Annotated in this window: 18 protein-coding genes; 5 read left to right on the plus strand and 13 right to left on the minus strand. The window is 38.4% G+C overall.

From position 1 onward, the window contains the following. Positions 1 to 126 precede the first annotated feature (126 nt). Both LEP1GSC195_RS04960 and LEP1GSC195_RS04965 read right to left on the minus strand, forming a co-directional pair. A complete protein-coding gene (locus tag LEP1GSC195_RS04960; protein ID WP_015680264.1) occupies positions 127 to 1,260 on the minus strand; it encodes a FecR family protein in 1,134 nt (377 codons plus the stop codon). A 278-nt stretch (positions 1,261 to 1,538) separates the two neighbouring features. Beyond that, a complete protein-coding gene (locus LEP1GSC195_RS04965; protein ID WP_015680233.1) occupies positions 1,539 to 2,831 on the minus strand; it encodes a chloride channel protein in 1,293 nt (430 codons plus the stop codon). 112 nt (positions 2,832 to 2,943) lie between these two features. On the opposite strand from LEP1GSC195_RS04965, the gene LEP1GSC195_RS04970 reads away from it, so the two are divergent. After that, positions 2,944 to 3,282 (plus strand): ArsR/SmtB family transcription factor, encoded by a 339-nt coding sequence (locus tag LEP1GSC195_RS04970; RefSeq protein ID WP_015680458.1) that lies wholly within the window; start codon positions 2,944 to 2,946, stop codon positions 3,280 to 3,282. Then, positions 3,279 to 3,767, plus strand: coding sequence for an SRPBCC family protein (locus LEP1GSC195_RS04975; protein WP_015680354.1), 489 nt, complete (start codon positions 3,279 to 3,281; stop codon positions 3,765 to 3,767). The genes LEP1GSC195_RS04970 and LEP1GSC195_RS04975 overlap by 4 nt, the downstream gene beginning before the upstream one ends. A 25-nt stretch (positions 3,768 to 3,792) precedes the next feature. Here the strand turns inward: LEP1GSC195_RS04975 and LEP1GSC195_RS04980 are convergent, their stop codons facing one another. The 5 genes from LEP1GSC195_RS04980 to xerA form a co-directional block, all read right to left on the minus strand. Beyond that, the gene (locus LEP1GSC195_RS04980) at positions 3,793 to 4,572 is read right to left on the minus strand and encodes a lysophospholipid acyltransferase family protein (RefSeq protein WP_015680348.1); all 780 of its coding nucleotides are present in this window, start codon (positions 4,570 to 4,572) and stop codon (positions 3,793 to 3,795) included. A 92-nt stretch (positions 4,573 to 4,664) separates the two neighbouring features. Then, the gene (locus tag LEP1GSC195_RS04985; protein WP_015680456.1) at positions 4,665 to 6,821 is read right to left on the minus strand and encodes a PAS domain S-box protein; all 2,157 of its coding nucleotides are present in this window, start codon (positions 6,819 to 6,821) and stop codon (positions 4,665 to 4,667) included. A 145-nt stretch (positions 6,822 to 6,966) separates the two neighbouring features. Then, positions 6,967 to 8,409, minus strand: coding sequence for a nitrilase-related carbon-nitrogen hydrolase (locus LEP1GSC195_RS04990; protein WP_015680379.1), 1,443 nt, complete (start codon positions 8,407 to 8,409; stop codon positions 6,967 to 6,969). A 50-nt stretch (positions 8,410 to 8,459) separates the two neighbouring features. Continuing rightward, a complete protein-coding gene (locus LEP1GSC195_RS04995) occupies positions 8,460 to 9,149 on the minus strand; it encodes a TetR/AcrR family transcriptional regulator (RefSeq protein ID WP_015680295.1) in 690 nt (229 codons plus the stop codon). 217 nt (positions 9,150 to 9,366) lie between these two features. After that, the gene (gene xerA, locus LEP1GSC195_RS05000; RefSeq protein WP_015680262.1) at positions 9,367 to 10,302 is read right to left on the minus strand and encodes a site-specific tyrosine recombinase/integron integrase; all 936 of its coding nucleotides are present in this window, start codon (positions 10,300 to 10,302) and stop codon (positions 9,367 to 9,369) included. Positions 10,303 to 10,604: 302 nt separating this feature from the next. On the opposite strand from xerA, the gene recA reads away from it, so the two are divergent. Further along, on the plus strand, positions 10,605 to 11,768 hold the full coding sequence (gene recA, locus LEP1GSC195_RS05005) for a recombinase RecA (protein ID WP_002988250.1): 1,164 nt from the start codon (positions 10,605 to 10,607) through the stop codon (positions 11,766 to 11,768). Between the two features lie 183 nt (positions 11,769 to 11,951). Next, positions 11,952 to 12,995 carry a hypothetical protein gene (locus tag LEP1GSC195_RS05010; protein ID WP_198012767.1) on the plus strand — a complete coding sequence of 348 codons (1,044 nt, stop codon included), beginning with the start codon at positions 11,952 to 11,954 and terminating at the stop codon, positions 12,993 to 12,995. Positions 12,996 to 13,014: 19 nt separating this feature from the next. Here the strand turns inward: LEP1GSC195_RS05010 and LEP1GSC195_RS05015 are convergent, their stop codons facing one another. Both LEP1GSC195_RS05015 and LEP1GSC195_RS05020 read right to left on the minus strand, forming a co-directional pair. Continuing rightward, entirely contained in the window at positions 13,015 to 13,842 is an 828-nt protein-coding gene (locus LEP1GSC195_RS05015; protein WP_015680257.1) for an aldo/keto reductase, read from the minus strand. 75 nt (positions 13,843 to 13,917) lie between these two features. Further along, positions 13,918 to 16,305: an ATP-dependent Clp protease ATP-binding subunit gene (locus tag LEP1GSC195_RS05020; RefSeq protein WP_015680241.1), complete on the minus strand. Its 2,388-nt coding sequence runs from the start codon at positions 16,303 to 16,305 to the stop codon at positions 13,918 to 13,920. A gap of 115 nt (positions 16,306 to 16,420) precedes the next feature. Here LEP1GSC195_RS05020 and LEP1GSC195_RS05025 point away from each other — a divergent pair, with 115 nt between their 5' ends. Then, positions 16,421 to 18,457, plus strand: coding sequence for a SpoIIE family protein phosphatase (locus tag LEP1GSC195_RS05025; RefSeq protein ID WP_015680400.1), 2,037 nt, complete (start codon positions 16,421 to 16,423; stop codon positions 18,455 to 18,457). Here LEP1GSC195_RS05025 and LEP1GSC195_RS05030 read toward each other — a convergent pair. From LEP1GSC195_RS05030 to LEP1GSC195_RS05045, 4 genes are read right to left on the minus strand one after another with little or no spacing between them, the layout of a single operon-like run. Continuing rightward, entirely contained in the window at positions 18,454 to 20,628 is a 2,175-nt protein-coding gene (locus LEP1GSC195_RS05030; protein ID WP_015680407.1) for a response regulator, read from the minus strand. The two genes, LEP1GSC195_RS05025 and LEP1GSC195_RS05030, sit on opposite strands and share 4 nt — an antisense overlap. A 44-nt stretch (positions 20,629 to 20,672) precedes the next feature. Continuing rightward, positions 20,673 to 22,598, minus strand: a complete 1,926-nt coding sequence (locus LEP1GSC195_RS05035; RefSeq protein ID WP_015680473.1) for a hybrid sensor histidine kinase/response regulator — start codon at positions 22,596 to 22,598, stop codon at positions 20,673 to 20,675. A gap of 8 nt (positions 22,599 to 22,606) precedes the next feature. After that, the gene (locus LEP1GSC195_RS05040) at positions 22,607 to 23,473 is read right to left on the minus strand and encodes a patatin-like phospholipase family protein (RefSeq protein ID WP_015680280.1); all 867 of its coding nucleotides are present in this window, start codon (positions 23,471 to 23,473) and stop codon (positions 22,607 to 22,609) included. A 37-nt stretch (positions 23,474 to 23,510) separates the two neighbouring features. Then, the gene (locus LEP1GSC195_RS05045) at positions 23,511 to 26,021 is read right to left on the minus strand and encodes a cation-translocating P-type ATPase (protein ID WP_040506375.1); all 2,511 of its coding nucleotides are present in this window, start codon (positions 26,019 to 26,021) and stop codon (positions 23,511 to 23,513) included. Positions 26,022 to 26,024: the final 3 nt, after the last annotated feature.

Raw genomic sequence — 26,024 nt, forward strand, 5'->3', positions numbered from 1 at the left:
TGGCTTGAATTCTGAACTTCAAATGTGACGGGAAAGCGAATTCCCGCAAACAACCCTTTGTTTAAGTAGAATTACTAATCTAACTCTGCCAAAAAAACGGTATCCGTATCCGTTATACGATCACTGTTACTTTTTAACCTTAGTATTCACTTTGAAATTCTTATATTCGACGTATTCAATATCATCGACGGACAACTGGAATACACCTTTCGTGGAATGGATAATGAATATATCACCTAACTGAGCAACTACGGCACCAGAAAGCACATCCCCGTTGGATTTGTGTATTGTTTCCAAAACACTATAATGGCTATGAATTTCTTCCTCGTTGTCCAAACCTGTTTTTTCTGCCTCAGCAGCAATTTTATTCAATGCTTCTGACCGTTTTTCTTCATGTTCTTTTTCGATCTTAGCCACAGTGGTTTCTGGTCCATTGGAGTTTTGAGATCCTATTTGTTTTTGGACTGTTTCTTGAGCGATAGAGACAAGGGTCTCTGCTTCCGCTTTTTCTTGAGGAGAAACAACACTCTCTGTTTTGGAAAGTCCACTATCAAAATCGGTGAATCCAGCCAATTGTTCGTTTGTGAGAGCATTGGCAGCAACCTTAGCATTGATCAGATAGACAAGTTCATTTAAATTAGGGTTTACTTCTAATCGTTCGCCTGGCTCCAAAACCACTTCGTTTTCTTCTAATGTTTTCACCAAACGATTGTAATTTTCGATAGAAAGCCCTTCATTAATTTCAATTAACTTGGGGGAAGTTTTAAACGCAACAGACACGGCCCCTTCATATACCTTTACCTTAGGCACAGATCCTTTTTCTAATTCAAAGGAAAACACAGTACCGCGAACACCCGCTACCATGGTAGGAGAAGTCACAGAGAGGTTTTGTCCCGACTTTAATTTGACCGATTTAACCAGAAGGTTCCCCGTCCACAGATGAATGTCGGTATTCAGTCGGCTTTCCCCCGCAATGTCACGAAATAAAACATCTGAATTGTCTTTGATGCGGATCACTTCTCCTCGATAGGTTTGTAAATCCACTCTACCTAATTTTGTGACAACTCGGTCTCCCGGCCGTACAACATCCCCAAGTTTTGCTTTCGATTCTTTTCCTTGGGATGTGATAGTAATGTTACCTTGTAAAAAAGTGATTACGGCGCCAGCCGTCTGGTCTTTCGTTTGATTGGAACCGAACTGCAATCGATTGCATTGAAATGAGAAAAGGACGAGAGCGAAGAGAGTGATTATAGTTTTCATATTTTTTTCCGATTGAACCTTGTAAAAGAACAAACAATTCAGAATAGGTCCATTTTCAAATTTGTAAAAACAAAATCTAGTTTTTAGGAAATTAATTCGTTTTTTCGCCTGGCTCCTCAGGAACCGAAACAAGAATGTAGCCGATAACGAACCAATTTAATCCAATAAACAAGAGTTCACCGGCCCATACGATAACTCGACAACAGGCGACCAAAAACCGAGCCGTGAGCGCAAAGGAGACCGAAATAACAAAAAATACTGAGTAAAAAAGCTGAAATTTATTTCTTCAATTCGGAAATTTTTTTCCCTACATGAGAAGGGGAACTGAAAAATTTTGCCCTTCCTATCTTTTGTGATCGGTAAATACCACTATGCCCAGAAAAGATGTAGGCAAGGAGAGAGGCAAAAAAGAAAAAGATTCCCGGTTCCCAGCCGAACAATTCCATTCCCATAATCGCCGAAGCTAGCGGTGTATTACTGGCACCCGCAAATACAGAAATAAAACCAATCCCAACAAAAAGTGTTAGGTGAGCTGGATCAAAAAAACCAAAAATATTCCCCAAACTGGCACCAATAAAAAATAGGGGTGTGACTTCGCCTCCCTTAAAACCAGAACCAATTGTAATGGCAGTGAGGAGTAACTTAAAAAGAAACGATTCCCATGGCAAAGATTCAACAAAAGCAGTTTGAATTGTCGGAAGTCCTAAACCAAAATAAGTAGGACTTAGGCCAATACTGAATAAGACAACGAGTATAATCCCACCAAAAAATGGTCGTAAAGGAGGATATTCGATCCATACAGCAATCAATTCAGATAGTGTATGGACAGACCCACTAAAGAACCTAGCTACCCATCCAGAAAGGATTCCAATAACCACCAAACAAATGATAGTAGTGCTAGTAACATCCAATAGGATTTTTGGATAATGTGAATGACTGACTCCCCAAAATAAACAAACCAAATGAGAAAGATAAGCTGTTATTAAAGTGGGAAGAATTAATTTCCAACGGTAAGTTCCAATCCGAATTACCTCAATAGAAAAAATCGCGGCAGCAAAGGGAGTTCCAAATACCGATGCAAATCCAGCACTCATTCCTAGTATAATCAGTGTTTGTTGTTCCTTATGACTTAAAGGGAACAAACGGACAAACTGGTGGGCGATCGATCCACCCATTTGGACGGCCGTCCCTTCCCTTCCCGCTGATCCACCAAAAAGATGGGTAACGAGTGTTCCCAAAAAAACAAAGGGAGTCATTCGTATCGGAATGATAGAGGTGGGAGAATGGATCTCCTCTATGAGTAAATTATTTCCTTTATGAACTTGCTTTCCATAATGAAAATAGAACCATCCAATCGCAAATCCGGCGAGAGGAAGGAAATAAATAAACCATGGTTTTGATTCCCGAATCTCTGTAACTTTTTCTAGTGCCACTAAAAAAAGCGCAGAGGCAGATCCAACTAAAAGAGCGATTGAGGCAATGATGCTGAACCATTTCCCAAAAAAACGTAGGTGGAAACTTCCCAAAGAATCGAATTCTATTTCCTTGTTTAGTGAGCTCTCTTCCGTCATCTACCTTTCCATCAAATGAAATTGATTCTTCCTCGAAAACTAACTTTTGGAAACTTTAAAAAATCAATACTTAGGTATTGACCTTAGTATTAAAATCTGATAAAATGCCAATATGGTCAAAAAAACCTACAATATTGATGTCGTTTTACAGGCACTCTCCGATCCAACGAGACGCCAAGTCATCGAACGACTCGGTATGGGTCCCGCAAGTGTTAGCGATTTGGCTGCACCCTTTTCCATGGCAATGCCTTCCTTTATGCAACATTTAGATATTTTGGAATCTGCTCAACTGATCTATACAGAAAAGGTGGGAAGGGTACGAATCTGTTATCTAAATCAAAATCCATTTTCAGTCATGGAATCTTGGCTACAGGTTCAAAAGTCATTATGGGAAACAAGATTGAACCAATTGGACTCATTCTTATTAAAAACAAAGGGGAAAAAAATATGAGTAACGAATCGAAAGAAACATTCAATCCCGAATTGGACTTGGTGCTCGAGAGAATTGTCGAAGTACCAGTAGAATTGGTTTGGAATGCGTGGACAAAGCCAGAACAATTAATGCACTGGTTTACGCCAGCACCTTGGAAAACCATAGATTGTAGAATCAATTTACAACCCGGTGGAGAGTTTTACACAATGATGGAATCACCAGAAGGAAAACACTTCCCGAATAACGGGTGTTTTCTAGAGATTGTTCCTTTAAAAAAACTTGTTTTTACAGATAGTTTACTTCCTGGTTATAGGCCATCGGGAAGTAGTTTTATGACTGCCTTTGTCACAATGGAAAGTTTGGGTAATGCGACCAAATATAAGGCTGTAGCAAAACACAAAGATCCTGAAACAAAAAAACAACATGAAGATATGGGTTTTATGGATGGTTGGGGCACTGCCCTAGACCAACTAGTAGCTTATACAAAAACCTTGCCAAGATAATTAGCAACCAAACAAAGGTTCGTTGCTAAACGGGGACAGCGGACCTTTCTATGGCTTCAATTTCCCTCTTTTTGTCTTTCATAAGAGTTTCTGCAGCTGCTAAATAGGTTTCAAATGTTGAATAGTCTTTTGCTTTGATGGATCCACAAAAATGGAAATATACAGTTTTTGATTTTTTTAAATGGGAATATTCTTCAAGATCAGAATAACCCATCATCCCACTCACAACAAAAACATCTAAATCCACGTTGAATTTATAAGCAATTTTCATAACCCCTGTTTGAAAGGGTTTAACTTCTTCAGTAAAAGTTCTCTCACCTTCAGGATATAAAAAAATAGACCTTGTTTTTAAAACCTTCAGCACATCTGTTTTGAAGTTTCTAAAATTTGGTTTTTTTTCAGAATAAATAACGGCTTCCACAATAGTTTTGTGCATCATCAAGGGAATGATTTTATATCTTTGGATGATGTCCCCACCTAAATAAGATAATTTTACATTCTTAGAATTTGACAAGTAAGGAAGTGCAACAATGAGGGGAACTTCCATTGCATTTGTATGATTACAAATTAAAAAACGATTATTGCCATTGGGATCCCAATTTCCCTGTTCAAAATGTAACGTTCGACCAGTGAGTAGGAAAAAAGAACGATACCAAAAATATCCAAGATAATTGTTGATACGATTGGACCATTTATCGAGGCCCGTAATTTTAAAAATGTAAGAGAATGATAATCCGATAGGAAAGAGAATTACGAAAATAGGAATTGCATAACATAATACAACATAAAGTTGGAGTTGGCCCATGTGAGAATAGGAACCGACTCCCGAGTCCGGTAAAGAAGAATTCTAAAGACCTGTCTCAAAATCTAAATATTTTTAATATACCTTAGAATGGATCAAATAGTCAGTTCTAAAAGAAACTTAGTTGATGGATTTCTAACGATGCTAATTTTACCTTCGATTTGATCCGTAAGCATACCGATCAATTGCAGACCAAATCCCGGAGAATGTTCTAAAGAAACGGATTCTGGAATTCCCACTCCATTGTCAGAGTATTCTAAATACAGTTTTTTTCCTTCTCGAAAGATTCTTAAACCAATCTCTGCACTTGTGGTTTCGTTAAAGGCATGTTTCATTGAATTGGTGATGAGTTCGTTCAGAATGATTCCCAAAGAAGAAAGGAGTTTTGCATTTAACTCAATTGGTTCTTCGAGGATGTCCATCTTCACTTCTACATTTTTAGGAAAAATACTGACGATCTCATTAAAGATATCCGGGAAATAATCTTGTAAAGACACAGTATTATCTGTTTCGGAATGATAGAGTTTATCATACAAAACAATCATACTTTTTACACGTCCGGCAGCCTCGTAAAGAATGGTCTGAATAGAAGTATCGGCTTGGGATCTTGCCTGAAGAGTTAACAAAGTAAAGATGGAACTCATATTGTTTTTTACACGATGGTGGATTTCTTTGAGTATATTTTCCTTTTCATGTAATAACTTCTGAATTTTGGATTCAGAAAGATTGCGAACACTTACATCTCGTAAAATCACAGTATATAGTTTTTCACCTTTTACAGAAATCTGAGAAATGGATGCTTCGATTGGAAACTCTTCTCCGTTAGCACGAAGACCACGGATCTCACCCAGAGCACCCATGGCTCTTCGACTCACGCCAGTTTTTGAAAAGGAATCTATATGGCTGTCATGTTGGCTACGGAAATCCATAGGGATCAAACGATCCAAACCTTGACCGATGATGTCCGTAGATTCATAGCCAAACATTTTTTCAGCAGCGCCATTAAAGAGAATAATTTTTTTAGATTGGTCAACGCTTATGATGGCATCCATTGCTGATTCAATGATTTGTGTGAGTTTAGCCTCGGATTCACGTATACGATTCATAGCGTTCAAACGTTCAGATATATCTCTGCCGACCGTAATATAACCAATAGGTAAATCACTTTCATCATTCAAAAGTACTTGGTTGATTTCGATATTACGAATACTTCCATCTTTTGCAAACTTAACCACTTCACCAATAAAGCTACCTTCCAAATTTACTTTTTCAATTACTTGATCGCTAGTTAGTTGCAGATAGTCTGTTTTTAGGACATCCATAACGGATCTCCCAATCACTTCTTCAGCTTTCCAGATATAAATCTTTTCTGCAGCTTTATTCCAATAGTTGATTTTATGATTAAAATCCGTTCCGATTACAGCATCCAATACATTATTTAACATATTGGCTTGTTTGGCAATTTGACTTTGGACATTGTATTCTGCTGTAATATCTCGAAAGACTAGCACAACTCCTTTTGTATCTCCATTTAGATCTTTGATGGGAGATCCTGAATCAGAAATTTGGTATTCGGCTCCATCCTTAGCAAGAAGGACTGTATGATTGGCAAGACCTACAATAGAATTGGTTCGCAGTACTATATCTACTGGATTTTCTACCATACTACGAGTTTTTACATTCACAATTCTGAATACTTCGCTTATGGTAAGTCCAACCGCTTCGTCATGTGTCCAACCAGTTAGTTTTTCTGCAATTGGATTCATTCGAATGACCTTGCCATCACTATCAGTGGCAATAACACCATCGCCTATCGAATGCAATACGGTTTCTAGATGTTCTTTTTTACTTTTAGTTAGTTCGTTTGCTTCAAAAAGTTTGAATGCCATTTTGATAGACGCATCAAGTACCGTAAACCCAGAGTTTTTTACTACATATCCATAGGATGTGATTGTTTCTGTTTTTTTTACGATTTCTCTTTCTGTATGGGAAGAGAGGAATACTACGGGAATTTCTCTGTGGTTTAGTATTTCTGTAGCCGTTTGAGTTCCATCCAATCCTCGCCCGAGATCAATGTCCATAAGAATCAGGTCGAATGGTTTATCTTCAATAATAATCAGTTGGATTGCGTTTTCACCATTGCTAACATGGGTTACAATATACCCCCCTTGCTCTAATTGGTTTTTCTCAAACATTGCAAGCAAGGCTTCATCTTCAACTAGCAAAATGGATTTATCAGCGACTAAAGTCATCAAACATCCTTTGAGAACTCCGTGACAAAGGATATCAGGAATTCACAGACTACAAATCATTACAAAAAGGAAATTTAATTCAATCAAATATTTAGAAATTTTCTAATATTAAAATCTACTTTTTTCTCCTTTGCGCAAATCCTTGTTAGTTCCTGTTTTTTAGTACATACACAAAGATTAGTGCAAAAGAAATGAGGAAATACAGTCCTCCCAAACCTATGATCCAATTCCCTAACCTGCTGTACAATGTGGGAACTACGGAAGTCGGAATTGAAACTACCAAGACTCCGTCATTGTCCTCAAAGTAATCGAGTGTGCCCTTCGAGCGCCCATAAGCATCGTATACACCTGATAGAGCTCCTCGAGTCGAACGGACAATGGAAGATCCATTTTCAATTCCCCGTATGACGGCCATTTCGGTATGGAACGGATTGATTCCCTTCCAATCGGAAGCAGGTATAAAAGTGATTCCTGTTCCTAATTCAGAATGTTTTTTTGTTAATTGGAGGCTGTCAAAATCATAACAAATCGCAGCAGACATCTTTCCCCATTCCGTTGTAACAACTTGGATTTCGGAAGGGTTATGTGATATAGGTTCACCCGGGGGAATGAATTGTTTGAAATAAACCTGGCGTGTAGATCCGTCCTTTCCTATCCAATGTAATTTGTTCTCCATAAAGAATTCTTTTTCCTTTAGAGGGACAATGTATGCTGCGATGATTTCAATTTGTTTTTCCTTAGCGAGAGTGGAGACTTTGTTTAGAAACGAATCTTCCTCCTTACGATGGATCATTACGGCTCCTTCATTCCAAACTACTACCTTTGCACCCTCCTCTGCTGCCTGCTTGGTTCGTTCGAAAACAAGTCCGGTATTCTTTTGATTTTGTATGGGATCTAACCAAATAGTTTGAATTTCCATTTTGGAGGTCACAGTTCCCACCTTGATACTTTTCCCTTCTATGGGAATCGTGAGACGAACTGTCCCATAAAAGGACAATCCGACAAAGAGTATAAAGCAGGTGAATAAAAAGTACTGCGAAGAATTCGAAATTTTAGATTCAGAAATATATTCAGATAGGGATTGTTCAATACTTCCATTGACTAAATAAATGAGAAAACTAATTCCAGTGGCTCCAAATAAAGATGCAGATTGTATCAAAATCAAATTGTTGATTTGACTGTTGGCAAACATCCCCCAAACACCTAACTCAGATCCATAACCACCGATCCACTCTGTAATCGTAAATAAAAAGGCAAAACTGAAGATAGGAGAGATTTGTTTGGAGAATCTTTTCTTAAGTTGGTTCCCAATCCAAAGTAAAAGCGTAAAGACAATTCCTCCCTGGACCCCAGAAAGGATAGCTATCCAGATATGGAAAGGTTCTGAAACAATGCGCATGGTAGATGCGGTTTGAATGATGATAAGTGCAATCAGAAGTGTTCGAATGGAATATCCTAGTCGAATGTAACGTAAAAAAGGGACGAGAGCTATCCAGGCAAAGATTGGAATGTTCCAATTCATTCCAGTAAATCCAACAAAAAATCCACCAAGAGATAACAAAAACCACTTCCGATCAAAATATTTCATAAAAATTTCCTTATATAAATATATATTAACTTACTTAATTTACAAAAAATTCATTCTTTTATTTTTCCACCTGCACCCTTCCACAAATAATAAAGGGACTCGGACCAAAGTTTTTCCAAGTTTTGATTCAGTTGGAACGCAAGGATGGGAACTCCGAAAAAACAAGAAGCAATCGCAATCGAAAACGATTTCCAATCAGTAAATGCGGGAAGTTCACCATTTTTAGCAGCATCGGAGAGGGCTTTCCGAATGATTCCTTCGACCCCGTCCGCTGCTAAATCCTCAATTCCAACGATCTTCGGGAAGAGTAACACTCGTTCGGCTTTTGTGAGTTTTGGCTGTTGTAGTGATTTTCTTGTTTTAGCTTGGAAAGAAATAATTTCCAAAAGAACTCGTGGATTTTTTTTTGATTCCTTTGCGGTATAACGAAATAAGGCGGAGATTTGTCCCCATCCAGACTCGGCTAGTTTCTTTTCCTTTGCAAAAACAGAGACCTGCAAACTCCAAATTTGAATGTAGTGGAGAATCAAATCTCCCTTTTCAGGAAAGTAATTATAAAATGTAGGTTCTGAGATTTCTGCAATTTGACATAGGTCTTTGATTTTGATTTCCTCAAAGGGTTTTACCTCTAGTTCAGAAAGAAAGGCAAAGGTTAAATTGGTTCGAGTTTTAGCAAATTTTCTTTCCTTCAGTGGAAACTGGCTGAAAAGATCCGAATCATTTTTTGAACTGGGAAGCACTTCATAAATATAGTTAACAATATTTTTATAGTCAACTATATTTATTTCAAAAATTTCCTCAAAAGATGAACTTATGGGAAGATTTTTGGAAAAAATGGGAAATTAGGTTTCGGGAAAAAAGGATTTGTGGTAGAGGGAAGTCATTGGGCGGTGGGTCTAGTTCCCCTCCCAATTCAGGGCGGGGAGAATCTATCCGCGCGGAAACTAAATCAAATTCTTATTTCTTCGCATGAGGATGAGCATTTCGATACACTTCCTTCAGACGGTCTCTCGATACGCTTAAATAGACTTGCGTAGACGATAAAGAAGCATGACCAAGTAACTCTTGTACGGCGCGAATATCGGCCCCAGCATTCAATAAATCTGTAGCGAAGGTATGACGGAATTTATGGGGGGTTATGGCTTTTTCCATTCCCATTACAGTTCTACGTTCAGATAGAATGTATCGAATCCCGCGTGTTGTTAATTTACCGCCACGTTGGTTTAAAAAGATTTCCTCGGGGCCAGCGGTGCCTCTTTCTTCCAAATATTCCCTTAAAGCAACTTGTGCCTCGTCACCAATAAACACGAAACGTTCTTTGCGCCTTTTCCCCATTACCTTAAGTGAAGTTAATTCCTCGTTGAGATCGCTTAACTTTGCATTGACTAACTCAAACACACGTAAGCCCGTGCTATACAAAACTTCCACAATGGCTTTGTCTCGTTTTCCTAGAACTTCCGCCTTCTCTCCATCTTCGTAATCTAAAATGTCTTCAGTTTCAATTTGTGTAAAATTCTTAGGTAATTTCTTTTTGGTTTTTGGAAAACTTACCTGGAGGATGGGATTTGCTCCGATTTTTTCTTCTCGGAATAAAAATTTATAAAAGGTACGTAAAGAAGATAGTTTACGACTCTGTGTTCGTTTGTCTTGTTTCTTGGTGGCTTTTAAATCAGCAAAATAAGCCCGCACATCTAAAACATCGACTGTCAAAATGTCGATTTCCTCTTTCAAACAAAACTCAAAGAAGAATTTCAAATCACGAAGGTAGGCAAATAACGTATGTTCCGAATAGTTTTTTTCGATTTTTAAATAGGTCCGGTAACTGCGAAAGAGTTCAGCCATGGCTTGCGGGAAATGGTCGGGGATTTGGACTTCAAGAGCTGGCAGGGTCATACAGAAACACTATCGGCAAAGTTTTCTTTCTCCTACGGCAAAAAAATACTATACAAGTACTTACATTTTGTTTAGTGTTGAAAACGGAAAAAAAAAGACATAATCCAGAAAAAATTCCCTCCCTCGCCTCATTTGTCCCAGGTCTCATGCATACTGGAGTCAATCTGGAAGAGAAAAAGAGTGGAATTCGGGAGGGATGGGTTCATCCTTGAAAGAGTCGGTCAGGTAAGTTTTTTAAAACCATCCGGCCCAGTCCCCTACCCAGTCTTTCGGAACACCGATTTTAGGAGAACGTTTGATTCATGAAAAAAGAGAAAGCTGACAAGGCTCAAGAAAAAGAAACCGACCAAAGAAAGCAGGCCATTGACGCTGCCCTAGGCCAAATCGAAAAACAATTTGGTAAGGGCTCCATTATGCGCCTTGGTGCCGATACACGTATGTCTGAAATGAACGTAGTATCTACAGGTTCTTTGGATCTAGATATCGCCTTGGGGATAGGCGGGTTTCCTTCAGGAAGAATCCTAGAAATTTATGGACCAGAGTCTTCTGGTAAAACAACACTCACTCTTTCTGCGATCGCAGAAACACAAAAAAAAGGAGGCATTGCCGCCTTTATCGATGCGGAACATGCCCTCGATCCTTCCTATGCCAAAAAATTGGGAGTGAACGTAGACGACCTACTCGTAGCGCAGCCGGACAACGGGGAAGAAGCATTAGAAATTTGCGAATCCTTAGTTCGCTCCAATGCGATTGATCTCATCGTAATCGACTCTGTGGCGGCTCTCGTTCCGAAAGCGGAGATCGAAGGAGATATGGGAGATTCGCACATGGGTTTGCAAGCGCGCCTCATGTCCCAAGCCCTTCGTAAACTCACAGGAACCATTTCCAAATCCAATACTACCGTTATTTTTATTAACCAGATCCGTATGAAGATTGGTGTGATGTTTGGAAGTCCGGAAACCACTACTGGTGGGAATGCCTTAAAATTCTATGCATCCATCCGATTGGACATCCGTCGTATCGAAACTCTGAAAGAAAAGGAAGAGCCTGTAGGAAACCGCGTTCGAGTGAAAGTGGTGAAAAACAAATGTGCTCCCCCATTCCGCCAAGCCGAGTTTGACATCATGTATGCGACAGGAATCAATAAAGAAAGTTCTCTCATTGATCTTGCCGTTCGTCATGACCTCGTCGGTAAAGCGGGATCTTGGTATTCCTATGGCGGAGAGAAAATCGGTCAAGGTAAGGAACAAGTTAGGCTTTTCTTTCTCGAAAACCCAGACATTGCATTCAAAATTGAAAACCAAGTTCGGGATCTCAATGGACTTCCCCTTGTGGACCAAGCAAAGATCCAAACAAGAGAAGTAAAATCCATTGAAAGGGATCCGAAAGAAACTAAAGAAACAAAATCAAAACAACCAGTTAGTTTCTCCACCGAAGCAGACGGAGACGTTGCTGTCGGAGAATAGATAAACACGGCTTTCTTTTTAGGAACCATTGACCGGTTCGGGGTTTCCCCGGACCGGTTTTTTTTTGCTAAAAACCATGGAAGGTAGAATCACTATACTCCAAGAAAATTCAAAGTCCTTCTATGAAAAAGGATGTCTGGAAACTGTCTTCTAAGAGATTGTTCTTTATACATTCCGAAACCTATGACAAATAAACTTTTACTCTTCTTATTGATATTTTCCTTCCAATGCCAAATCCAAGAAAAGAAAACAGAAATCGCCCTTGGGGAAACACCTCTTTATGAGGAATGGGCCGGACTTAACGATTCTGATCCACTTCATAAAAATGAAATGGATCTCAGCTGGAATCAACTAACCAACAGACAAAATACTATCAGTCAGTATCTCAAAGAAAAAGATTACAAACCCAATGTAAAAACCGTCATTTACCCTTTTAGTGGAATCGATGTTCTGAATCTATTTTCCTTTTATCCGAATTGTGAACGTTATATCTTATTTGGGTTGGAAGATCCAGGTTACCCGAACCAATACAGTTCCCTATCAGATAAAGAAAAATTAATTGTAAAACAAGGAATCCGGAATCTATCCGACCACTTAGCGGGAAGGAACTATTTCACTTACAGAAAGATGAAGGAAGAAACTAAGAAAAAAGAATTGAATGGCGCCTACCCAGTGTTTGTTGCCTTCCTTCGCAGAATGGGGAAAGAAATCCTGGATTCCAAAGAGGAATTGATTGTTGGCAAAGGCATTACTTATAAAGGATTCACAATTTCTCTTTTTGATACAAAACTAAAAAAATACGAAACACTTACTTACTTTAAAATATTCTTAATTGGCAATGAAGGAGTTCCTGGTGACGGATTGTATGAATATTTTTCTGAATTATCTAACGTGGGAATCTTTACAAAATCTGCTGAATATTTATTTCATGGCGAAAAAAGAAAGTTAATCAGGGACCTCTTATTAAAGAATGCAGAGTTTGTGGTTCAAGATGAGTCGGGGTTTCCAATTCGTTTTTTTCCAGAAGATACTTGGAAACGCCAAGTATTCGGTCGTTATGAGAGATCTTGGAATTTATCTGGGGCTGTTGTCCCAGAAACCCAACCAGAATTGAAACACTTGAGCGAGATTACAAATGATAAAACCCTACCCTTTCCTTTCGGTTATGGGTATTTAGGGACCAAGGACAACCGGCAGTCGGCCGTCCTTGTCTTCGAAAAGAAATAAGATACTTTGTTGGTATTCGCTACTCTACTGTAGTGGGATCCCAACAAGTGCGAAAGTCTTCATTCCAGGTGGAAATTTCTTTCATATCTGCATCCGACAAAACAAAATCATATACATCTGCATTCTCTCGAATGCGTTCTGGATTTTTCGATTTTGGGATGACTACATGACCCACTTGCAAAGACCAACGAATCAAAATTTGAGCATTGGATTTTTTATATTGGCTTGCTAGTTTTGTGACTCGGGCGTCTTCCAACTTTTGTCCATGTGCTAGCGGACTATAGGCTTCTAGTAGAATCCCTTTTTGAATACAATATTCTTTTAGTTTTGTGTCTTGTAAAAAGGGATGGTATTCCACTTGGTTCATTGCAGGAACCGTTCCCGTTTCTTTTAAAAGTTCTTCCAAATGAGAGACCATAAAATTACTAACCCCAATGGATTTAGCTTTTCCCTCTGCTTTAATTTTTTCCAATGCTTTCCAAGAGTCGTTTCGTTTCCCAGATACAGGAAAATGAATCAAATACATATCTACATAGTCCGTTCCTAATTTCTTTAGAGAAACGTCTATTGCCCGTAAGGCGGTATCATACCCTTGGTCAGCGTTCCAAAGTTTTGTAACGAGAAAGATATCACTGCGCTTCACGCCACTTTCTTTAATGGCAGTCCCTACATCTGCTTCGTTTCCATAAATGGCTGCTGTGTCAATATGCCGGTATCCTAAAGAAAGCGCCGATTTTACCGCTTCCAAACATTCTTTCGGCCGGGACTTCCAAACTCCGAGCCCGAGTTGTGGCACAGAGATCGTTTGGTTGGACTGTAAGGTAGTTGTGATTTCTAAGTTTGACATAAAGTAACCCTTAGACTAAAAAAACCCAACTATAGTTTTACTACAGTTGGGTGTCCCTTTAGGAATTTCTAAAATTTATCGTTTGGATCCGACAGATTCGGAAATGGAGGCAAACTGCAATTCTTCCCCGTTCCAATCGGCTCGAAACCTTCCTTCACCAATGGTTCCCGATAGAATCTCTTTTGCCAAAGGTCGATTCACAATCCGGTTAAACACACTTCCCAAGGGTCTTGCTCCAAATTTTGGATCAAATCCTTGTTCGCGTAGAATGTGTTCTGTACTTTCGGAAAGTTCAATCACAATCCCTTTTACCTTTAACCTTTCATTCAATTGTCTCAATTGTTTTTCGATTAATTTCTCCATAATCGAAGAATCTAACGAATGATAGGTCAAAATCGCATCCAATCTTCCCAATACTTCCGGTTTAAAGTCGGATTCAATATTTTTAGAGTTGGTAGTCAAAATCACAATGGTATTTTTAAAGTTAATCGTTCTACCTTTGTTGTCAGTCAATCTACCTTCATCTAAAATCTGAAGTAGAATATCGGAAAAATCAGGATGTGCCTTTTCCACTTCATCAAAAAGAACGACAGAGTATGGTTTTCTTCGAATCGCTTCTGTTAGGATTCCCCCTTCCTCGTAACCAACATACCCCGCAGGCGCACCAATCAATTTTGCAACCGAATGTTTTTCTGAATATTCACTGAGATCCAAACGAACCAAATTGGTTTCTTGATCGAACAAAAACTTTGCGATTGCTTTGGCAGTCTCAGTTTTTCCTACTCCTGTAGGACCTTTTAACAAAAAGGAACCAAGGGGTCGTGACTCAGAAGAAATCCCCGCATAAGAGGTGAGTAGAGTATCGGCAATTTCTCGAATGGATTCCTTTTGGCCATACACAACCGTATTTAGATCTTCTTCCAAATGAAGTAAATGGTCTTGTTTTGTTTTCAAAATCTTTTCTGCTGGGATTCCCGTTTGTCTAGCGATAACAGCAGCTATATGATTTCTTTCCAAAATCCAACTATTTTGAAAATTACCCAATTCTTTTTCCAATTCAGGAAGGACGGCATATTTTAAACGAGAAGCTTCTGTATAATCGGCTCTCTGTTGTGCTGCATCCAAATCAAATTTCACTCGATCAATTTTATTTTTAATAGAAGCAATTTGTTTTAGCGAGTTGACTTCCTTTTCCCAAATAACTTTTCCCTCTTCGAATTTTTTTTCTAAACCTTCGATTTCCTTCAAGATGTCTTCGTTTTTCTTTTCCACCTGAGCAAAGATTTTTTTAGAACGAATTTCACTTTCCAATTCCACAAGTTCCGTAGGCATAGCTTCCGCAGAAAGTTTCAAGGCAGAAGCAGCTTCATCAACTAAGTCAATCGCCTTGTCTGGTAAAAATTTATCAGTGATGTATTGGTCTGAAAGAAGAACTGATGCATAGATAGCTTCATCCGAAATCTTAATTCCATGATGAATTTCATGTTTATCACGTATTCCCATAAGTATCTCAATCGCATCTTCCTTACTTGGTTCATTTACAGGAACCGCACGGAATCTCCTTTCCAATGCTTGGTCACCCAAAATGTATTTTTGAAATTCATCTTGAGTTGTGGCTCCAATACAATGTAACTCTCCGCGAGCAAGAGCTGGCTTCAAAAGATTGGCAGCATCCATGGCCCCATCTGTTTTTCCAGCACCAACCAATTGATGGATCTCATCAATAAAGAGAACGGCTTCTCCTGCTTGGCCTTTGATGTAACGAAGCATGGCAGTTAATTTTTCTTCAAACTCACCACGGTATTTCGTTCCCGCCATCAACTGGCCCATATCCAGAGAAAAAATTGTTTTTCCTTTTAAGACATCGGGTACTCGTCCCTTCACAATCTGTTCCGCAAGCCCCTCGACGATGGCTGTTTTTCCAACACCAGCACTACCAACTAACACAGGATTGTTTTTTGATCTTCGTCCTAAAATTTCCATCACCGAACGGATTTCTTTACTCCTTCCAATGACTGGATCGAGTTTTCCTTCGCGGGCCAAATCATTCAAGTTCACAAGAAAATTGGGAACCTCTTCATCGGTTTCCTTCACTTGTAAATCTTCATAATTGATTTTTAATTCTGGTAACACCTGCGGTAAAAACTTTAAGAAGTCTGCTTCTTTCAATTCCTCTCGGCCATTTTCTGCGGCCCGAGAGGAAGCCATTGTGAACCACTGGGCCAGTTTTGGCGAAGTTCGGAGGGATTCAAAAGGAATCTCTGCCGAAGCCCTAGCTTGTTTCTTTAAGAACTCATCTACTGTAGATTTATATTTGATTAATGTTTTTCCAGAAACAGAAGTCGGTAGGGTCATAAAACCCCAAACCAAATGGTAAGGAGTGATTTCTGTATTCTGTCTCCTCATAGCTTCTGTTTGTGCAATGTCCAAAGCTCCTTGGACGTTGGAATCATATTGTTTCATAGCCTCTCCCCTCTCTTAGCACTCTAGACGTTAGACTGCCAATTTTACGTTCTTAATACAAGTTTTTTAAGGAAATTCACTTTCTCTCTCCAAAACTCGTCCTATTATAGTACAAATGTTTCGAAACCGCCTTTCTTTTTTCCACTTGTCCTCTGATTTTCCCCATTCGGGAACTGCCAACCGGGGAAGGACCAAGGTGGAAAAGAAAACGCTGTTTCTTAAGAGAAATTCCTCTGTCTGGCTTCTACTCGTCATCAGCACTTTACTTTTCAATGCCCCCCTTCGGTCCTTTCCTCTTTCCATAGAAGAATCCAAAAACTATAGGGACATAGGAAAGTATTTTGAATATGTTATCGTTCCCGAAAAAGAATCTAGTTTGGATCGAATTTTAAGGGAAGATACAATCTGGCGCCCCAATCCGAAAGCAACGATTTCATTTCCGCGCTTGAAAGATCCTTTGTGGATACGAATTACACTGATCCATTACGGGAACTTACCCCATACTTTCTTTTTGCACTTCTCAAGTCCGGTAGTAGATGTATTTGAGTTACATACTCAGGTGAAAGGAAATTGGATCACGCAAGTCTCAGGGGAGCAAGTTCTTCAAAGAAACAAACCAATTTATTCTCACATCCCGGCTTTTCCTATTACCCTATCACCGGATGAAACAAGAACTATCTATGTAAAAATAAACTCTGCCAATCCAATCTTTAATTTTGTTTCAGTTTATAACTCTAGAAGTTTTATCGCATTTTCAAAGAAACAGGACATCTTCTTTGCCGCATACTTCGGTGCGGGGTTTATGATGTTTCTCTTTAGTTTATTTTTAGCACATACTTTACGTTATAGAAAATTTTTCTATTATTTCTTTTACCTAGCAACAGTGCTCTTAATCAATTCGTTCTCAACTGGGTTTATGCAGTACATTGAGATAGGCAATTCACATACTTGGAAAAACTATCTTTTTCCAATCACTATTTATTTGACTTCTGTATTTGGATTGTTATTCACCATTGAATTTTTAGAGACAGAGAAAAATTTCCCCAAAGCAACAAAACTAACAAAAGGATTTATCCTTCTATTTATATCTTTAATATTTTCAATTTTTTTCCTTGAGCTAAGAAACTTCATCCGACTAGGAGTAACACTCGTCATTATCCCTATAATGTTGGCATTGTCGATTTCTATGATGGCATTTTTCAAAAGCAAAAAGAAACTAGAGGTAATCCTTTTCCTATTTGCATTTGGATCCATCCTTATCGGAGGCGCTTTAAATTCACTCACTGTCCAAGGTTGGATTCGACCAATTCATTTGTCTTCTTATTCACTACCATTAGGTTCTGCGATAGAGGTTTTCTTTTTATCTATGGCATTAGTTCTAAAAGTATCGGATTACAGAAAGGCAACAGAAGAAAAACAGGAAATTGATCTACAATTAAAAATCGCGCAGAAACTTCAAAATGGTCTTTTGCCTAAGAAACGAACTCATGCCAATGGTCATGCGTTAGGATTTCGATATTCACCAGCTTCCGATATAGGAGGTGATTTTGTTCAAATCATTGTAAAAGATCATGAGATTGGCTTATTTTTATGTGATGTTTCTGGACATGGAATTCCGGCAGCGATGATTGCATCCATGACAAAGGTTTCCTTACAAATTTGGGATGATTCTTTAGATAAACCTGCTTATGCTGCGGAGAGAATCCGATTGTCACTACTAAGTTCTCTCTCTGGTCATTTTTTAAGTGCCTTCTTTGTATATCTACATCCCGAAAAACAAACCATGAAAATTGCCAATGCAGGACACCATCCGATGGTATATTTAGATCGGAAGGGGAATTTAGAACATATCACAAGTTATGGAAGAGCAATTAACGAGTATATAGAATCACAGATCGTTGAAAAAACACTCCCCCTTCCCAATTCAGGAACCTTGGTTTTATTTACCGACGGTGTGATTGAAGCAAGGAATGCCACTACTGGAGAATTATTTGGTGAAGAGCGTTTTTTTAACCTACTACAAACTTTAGCAGAACATGATCCGCAAACAATCTGTGATCATGTAATCACAGAAGTGGAAAAATTTCAAAAGTCAAAACGATCTGACGATGACATTACAATATTAGCAATTTCTTTAGAGAAAGAAACTTAAGTAGATATCCAATAAGCTAGTTTCTTATATAAATCATTGGGATAAAATGGCTTAGATATAAAATCATTCATTCCTTCTGCATGGATTTTATCTTTTGTTTCCAATTGGGCTGACGCTGTTAAAGCAATAATGGGAAGGTTCTTCCAATCAGGATTCTCTCGAATGCGTTTTGTGGCCATATAACCATCCAAATTGGGCATATGTAAATCCATAAGAATCAAATCAATTTTACCATTTGCCAATTTAAGAAGCACCTCTTCTCCATCGGCAGCCTCTTCAGTTTCAATTCCCCATCGTTTTAAAAAGCGAACCACAATAGATCGGTTGATTTCGATGTCATCTGCAATGAGTATTCGTTTTCCTGATAAATCGGAAGATTTTTCCTTCAATTGATGGATAGAAGCAGATGAGTTTAATTTTCCAATTTTACAAGGGAAGGAAAAGGAAAACCTCGACCCTTTGCCTAACTCTGATTCCAATTCTAAATTCCCATGCATCAACTCAACAAGTCCTTTTGAAATCGCAAGACCTAGGCCTGAACCTCCAAACTTTCGTGTCGTGTCCTGATTTGCTTGAGTGAATTTTTCAAACACATATTTTCGTTTATCAGGCGCAATTCCAATCCCCGTATCCTCTACTTCAAATCGGATCACCACCTGACTGTCGTTTTTTGATACTAATAAAACACGAAGTATGATACCACCTTCTCTGGTAAACTTGACCGCATTCGACAATAAATTATTTAGGACTTGCAGCATACGAGTGGGATCAAAACAAATATATTCTGGTAAATTTTCATCAATCTCTGCTCGAAATGACAGGAGTTGTTCTTTCGCCTTAATTGCAAAGGAAGAAGAAACAGAACTGATAAAATCTTTAAGACTAAAATCAATCTCCTCAATAATAATCATACGTTCTTCAATTTTATTAAAATCTAAAATATCATTGATCAATGTAAGAAGTGTTTCACTAGAAAAACGCAAGTTTTTAAGGTATTCAACTTGTTCCGGTTTTGGATTGTCCTCCATAAGCCACATAGAGAGTCCAATCACTGCATTTAAAGGCGTTCTCAGTTCATGACTCATACTAGAAAGAAATTCCGACTTCGCACGGTTCGCATCCTCAGCACGAATCCGCGAATCAATCAGTTCCCTTTCATATAAAACCATTTGGGAAATATCAAGTAAAACCGAACGAGATCGAACCATCTCTCTGTTTTTTGAATAAATTGCTGTTGCCGAAACGTTTAAAAATACAGAACTTCCATCTTTACGAATCACTTCAAATCGCAAATTATCGATACGTCCTGTACTTTTAAAAACGGGAAAGTTATTTTGAAATATCTTTTTACTTTCTTCGGTAAGTAAATCAGACAACTTGATTTTCCCGATCAATTCTTCTTCAGAATAACCCAACCACTCCTGTTCCGTTCGATTGACTTTTACAAAAAAGCCATCTGCATCTAAACTGTGAAAACCAACGGGTGAATTTTGGTATAAATCATCGATTTCAAATAAACGGTCTTCTATCAACTCCTTCTCTACTAAGACCTTTGCATTTCTTTTTAAAAGAAATATCATCCATAATATAAATAAGGATAAAACGAAAAACAATCCACCGGATATCGCAACCAAGCGAATCGTATATTTACGATTTTCTTCTCTTTCGATATTTTCTTTCTCTAACTTCTGATCCAGAAGTTTATTCACTGCCATACGGAAAACATCCATCCGTCTTTTGCTTTCGATAAAATCTTTTTTTTGCGGCCGTTTTTGGGGAAAGTTTTTAACAAAACTATGAACATATTCTAATTTTAATTGGTTAGCACGAATGATGGCTTCCAATTCAATTCTATACATAGGCTCACATTCCGCACGAAGAACCGCTTCAATAGTAGAAATATGTAATAAGGAATTTTTATAGGGTTCCAAAAACTCAGGATCGCCCGCAAGAAGATATCCACGCACTCCAGTTTCAGCATCTTTCAGATACGATGAATAAGTATTTAACAGAGTGTTCCAACGGTTCTTCTCTTCAAATGAATTTCGATCCATCCGACTTTCGTATACTTGGTAAAAGAAGAAAAAGGAAGAAAAGAAAAGTAATACTAAAAGTCCCCAGAGAAATCCTATATAGAGGGAATCAAAGTGTTTTCTCAGGAAGTAATTCATGGAACCACCATTAAATAAAACAACAGAATGAATTTGTCAATTGATTAAAGCATTGTCTTCCAAGCTGGGAAATATAAATCGAATTCTGTTCCTTTATCGACACTAGAATTAACAAGTATAGTTCCTCCCATCTTCACCATAATTCCATAAATGATGGGCAACCCAAGCCCGGTTCCTTTACCACCTTTGGTAGTAAAGAATGGATCAAAAATTTTTTCTATAATTTCCGGCAATATACCCGAACCATTATCAGCAAATCCCAACTTCCAATACTCAGTGTTTTTCATAAATCCCACATGAAGTAACTCAGACTTTTCATATAAGATTTTAGAGAGAGAGATTGTAATTTTTGGATTCGGGCTTTCTTGCAGCGCAAAGACGGCATTTTCATAAAGATTAGAAAGAATTTGGAAAATTTGAATTGGATCTGCATTCACGTAGGCAGGCTCATTCCCCAAATCTGTAAACAACGTGATTTGATTGGAAGATACTGTTCGCACCTCTTGTAAAACCTGCAAAAGATGTTCACGAAGATCCAATTGTTTGGAAATGGAATTATCAATTTTAGAATAAGTTAATATTTGTTGAATTAAATTTTTTGCCCTGTCTAACGATTTCGAAATTCCTTCAATGGCCGGTAAAGACTTTTGGATTGCTTCGTTTGTTTCAGTTTTAGACCATTCAGAATTTAAATAAGAAACATAGGCCAACATTGGCGTAAGAAGATTGTTAAAGTCATGAGCAATCCCACCAGCAAAGGTCCCTAAAGCTTCCAATTTTTGTGATTGGGCATAAGCTCTTTCTAGGACAATTTTTTCAGTGATGTCCTTTGCTTCGAGTACAATGTATAAAATTTTTCCAGAAGAATCGGTAAGCGAATAGAAATCGCAATCAAAATATTTTTCTCGTCCATCTAACAAACTATAACTTACAAATACCTCAAAACTCTGATTCTTTAAGGCAAGTTTCATTCCATAGGTTAATTTTTTGATCGATTCTTGATCCGAGTTTGAAAAAATAGATCGTATCAATTCCAATCCTTGGACATCTGTTTCGTCTCGTTCAAAAGACAATACAGCAGTGCGATTCATACGAATCACGTGACCCTGTAAGTCCAAAAGAAAGATTGCTTGTGACGAATTATTAAAAATACCTTTAAACAACTGTTCGTTGAGTTGAATAGAATGTTCTAATTCCGAAAGATCAGATATATCGTGAATGGTTCCAAAAATACGAAACCTCGATTCTTCGAACCTTTCGGCTTCCAACCAAAGATTTGCTTTTTTCTTTCCCACTTTAGTATTCAAAGTAACAATCATTTCTTTAGAATGATTATCTTTTAAAAGGTCTTCCCATACTATTTTGATATGCTCATGTTCAGTTGGGTCGAGGAGTGACCATACCTTTTCCATAAGCGGAATTTCACCGAAATCAAAACCCAGAATTCGGTACAACTCTAATGACCATAAGGTATTCTTTTCTGGAAAAATAACTTCGAAATGACCAAGATGAGAAATCTTTTGAGAACGAGTTAATAATTCTTCTCCATGAACCAACATGTCCCAAGCTTTTTTTTGGGAAATTTTCAATCTGTAAGCTTCTAACTCACGATTTACAACAAACGGAAGTTTAATGATAGAAGACTTTGGCAAAAATTCTGCTGCACCCAAATTGAGAAATTCAGAAGCGGCTTCCTCTGGAAGAAATTCTGTCACTAAAATCACAGGTAAATCTGGATTGATTTCTTTGACTCTAGAGATGACATAACGGCCATCAAAATCAGGCAGGTAAAAGTCAGAAATGATGATATCCCAAGTTTCATCTTTGATTCGTTGTTCAAATTCTGCTTTCCACTCGGCCCTTTCGGCAAAAATAGAAAAACCAAAGTTTTGAAGGACCGACACAATTGCTTTGTAAGAAGCAAGAGAATCTTCTACGATCAAAACATTGAGTTTCTTTTGAATGTCCATTGTATTTATTATTGATTAAAAAAACCAAATACAGGTAATTCTAAATCTCCCAAAATCTCAGCCTTGTGTCGGTAGGCAGTTCCTCTACCTTCGGCAAGCGCAAATTTACCCTTAGAAAAATCATTAGGAGATAAATAAGGAGTGTTTGTTTCTAATCGAATGAGTTTTTTCCCTTTTTCTTTTGCCAATAAAGATTTTAAGTCCTCGGATTCAGATTCAATAATTTGGACAGAAGCATCTAACGCTCGCTTCATGGTATTTCGACTTAATGGTCTGTGATTGTTGATTTGGTGGATTACAATGCGGTCGATACTTGGATCTAAAATTAATTCTTTGATGGGTTCACCATCACCGATGCCACCATCCAAAAACTCTTCTCCTTGAAATTCTTGGACTTCATACAAAAAAGGAAAGGCAATGGATGCCATTACTGCATCGAGTACGTTTCCTTCTGTTATGAGTTCTCGTTTGTTTTTGGAAAGATTGGATACAGCTATTCCTAGTTTAATAGGTAAGTCAGAAAACTTTTTATTCCCAAGATATGGATATAAAATGTCACGCGTGGCTTTGCCAGTCAAAACTCCGCTGTAGCCGTTTAAGCCTTTTCGCAGCAACCGGCCAAGCATAGTCAGGGAATTTCCTTCCCAAAAATCTTTTTTTCGCAATCCCAAAACAAGAGATTCAAAGTCGACCATCTCTCTTCCCGTTGCATACAAAGCACCGATCATAGCACCAGAGCTGGAACCTGTGACCACTGCGGGTTTAAAGCCAATTTCCTGTAACCCGCGGACAAAACCCGTATGGGCAAAAAAACCAAAAAACGCAGATTTTAAACAGAGGGCAGAATACTTTTTAGGGAAGAAGAGTTCTATCATAAGCTTTTACTAAGTTTAGAAACAGACTACGTCCATGTCAGCCACGAAGTAATTTGGAAACTAAAACTTTTGTCATATCGTAGAGTATTACCCCCACAAATGCAACCAGTATCGCTGATGAAAACTGCAGAAAATTAAGTGGGACAAACCGGAACATTGTATTCATTCCGGGCAAATACATAGATAAAACTAGTACACCGATAGTTCCAGCAAAGACATAACGAATGATTGGATTGGGCATTCGCATCCGGCTCCACATAGACTCATGCAACGACCTGTTAGCTAGGATTAAAAATAAATTAGAAAATACTAATGTAACAAAAGTCGCCGTACTCACCACCTTGGGCGAAGAAGTTCCCTTTAGGAACAATTCAGTAATCCAATAGGAAGACACAACCGATAACAGGGAAAATGCCCCCTGAATGAGTGAGTTGATGAACAATTCACGATCTAACAAAGGTTCTTTGGTTTTCCTCGGTTTTCTTTTCATCAAATCAGATTCAGCTGATTCCCTTTCAAAAACGATTGTACAAGTCGGGTCGATTACCATTTCCATAAATACAATATGGATTGCCGATAGTACTATGATCGGCCAATCGAAAATAATTGGAAAAAAAGTAATACCTACTATCGGGATATGAACGCCAATGAGATAACCCAAAGCTTTTTTTAAGTTATCAAAAATTTGTCTTCCTATTCGAACAGATTCCAATATGGAAGAAAAAGAATCATCTAACAACACGATATCGGCAGCCTCACGTGCTACATCCGTTCCCCTCTCACCCATAGCCACACCAATGTTTGCAGTACGTAGTGCAGGTGCGTCATTCACTCCATCTCCAGTCATGGCAACAATCTCACCATCGGCTTTTAACATCCGCACAATGCGCCATTTGTCTTCAGGACTCACTCTTGAAAAAACATTACACTTGCGTATGACTTTTTGCATCTCCTCTTCACTCAAATTCGAAAATTCTTTTCCCGTATATACCAAGTCGGATTGCTTCAACCCAATTTGACTTGCAATGTTCTTTGCCGTTTCTGGATAATCACCCGTGATCATTATGACCCGAATCCCAGAATCATAAGCAGTTTTGACAGCTAAAGGAACTATTTCTCGAATCGGATCTAAAAATGCCAATAGACCATAAAACAAATAATCGATATGATTTCTTTCCTCGGGAATCTCATTCAAAGGAGACTTGGATTTAGCAACACCAAGAACTCGAAAACCTTTATTTGCCAATTCATTGGTTTTAGTTGTCCAAAAATCCAATTCAGAAGAATTAAATTTACACAAATCAAAAATTGCTTCGGGAGATCCTTTTGCATAACTAACGTACGTTTCACCCTCTTTCAAAACACGAACCATTGTTAAATGGTCTGGTGTTAATGGAAAATCTTGGACTGATAATAAAGCGGAATCCTCTCTTTCATGGAATAAAACCAAACAATCGGAGATTGCAATGTCCATTGGATCGAAACTAGGATGTTTGGAAGCACAGTAAGCAATATGGAGTAAATTTTTTGTTTCCTTTGACAGATTTGAATTGGGATTCAATTCGACAGTTTCCGATTCTGTGACAACTATCCCAATTTTCATTTTATTCTGAGTAATCGTCCCCGTTTTATCGGAACAAAGAACTGTAGCTGCTCCTAAAGTTTCAATGATGGAAGAACGCCTTACCAAAACATTTTTAGTGCTCAAACGAAATGCACCTAACGCAAAGAATATGGTCATTACCAAAGGAAGTTCTTCTGGCATGAGTCCAATGGCAAGTGTCAGTCCAGAAAGTAATCCTTGTAACCATTGGCTTTTGACAATCCCGAAGTAGAGAGCAAGAATCACACACAATGAGGCTGCAACGATAAAAAGGTTACGAACTAGACGTGCGACCTCTACCTCAAGTAAAGTTCTGCCAATGGCCTCATCAGCAATTTTTCGCCCAATCTTACCGATCTCGGTATGATTCCCCACTGCCTTCACACGGCAAACCCCTTCCCCACTAACAACTAACGAACCGCAGAAGACTGGATTTGATTGTGATTTGGTAACTGGTACTGATTCTCCAGTAAGGAGAGATTCATCACAGGAAAACATTCGATCGGATACAAGTTCAGAGTCAGCAGGGACCCTATCCCCTTCGTTCAAAATCAACAAATCATCATAGACTACATCTTTTCCTTCGATGCGAATGATTTGTTGGTCTCGGATGACATTAGTCCTCGGACTCGCTAAGGAACGTAAAGCTGAGATTGCCGTTTCTGTCTTTTTCTCTTGGTAAAAAGTGATCGTTATGATCCCCACAACAGAGAACAATAACAACAATGCCTCTCCCCGATCGCCCAAAAGCAAATAGACAATACTTATGGAAATGAGAAGCAAAATCATCGGCTCCATTACCACTCCCAATAACATCTGAAAGATTCCTTTTTTTTTGGAGGAGCTGATTTCATTGGCACCGTACTTCGTACGGTTTTTTCTGACTTGTTCCTGGGTTAACCCCATGAGGATGTATTCTGAAATTTGTTTTGGAATCGAAGGCATATT

This window comes from Leptospira wolbachii serovar Codice str. CDC (genome assembly GCF_000332515.2).
GTDB classification, from domain to species: domain Bacteria; phylum Spirochaetota; class Leptospiria; order Leptospirales; family Leptospiraceae; genus Leptospira_A; species Leptospira_A wolbachii.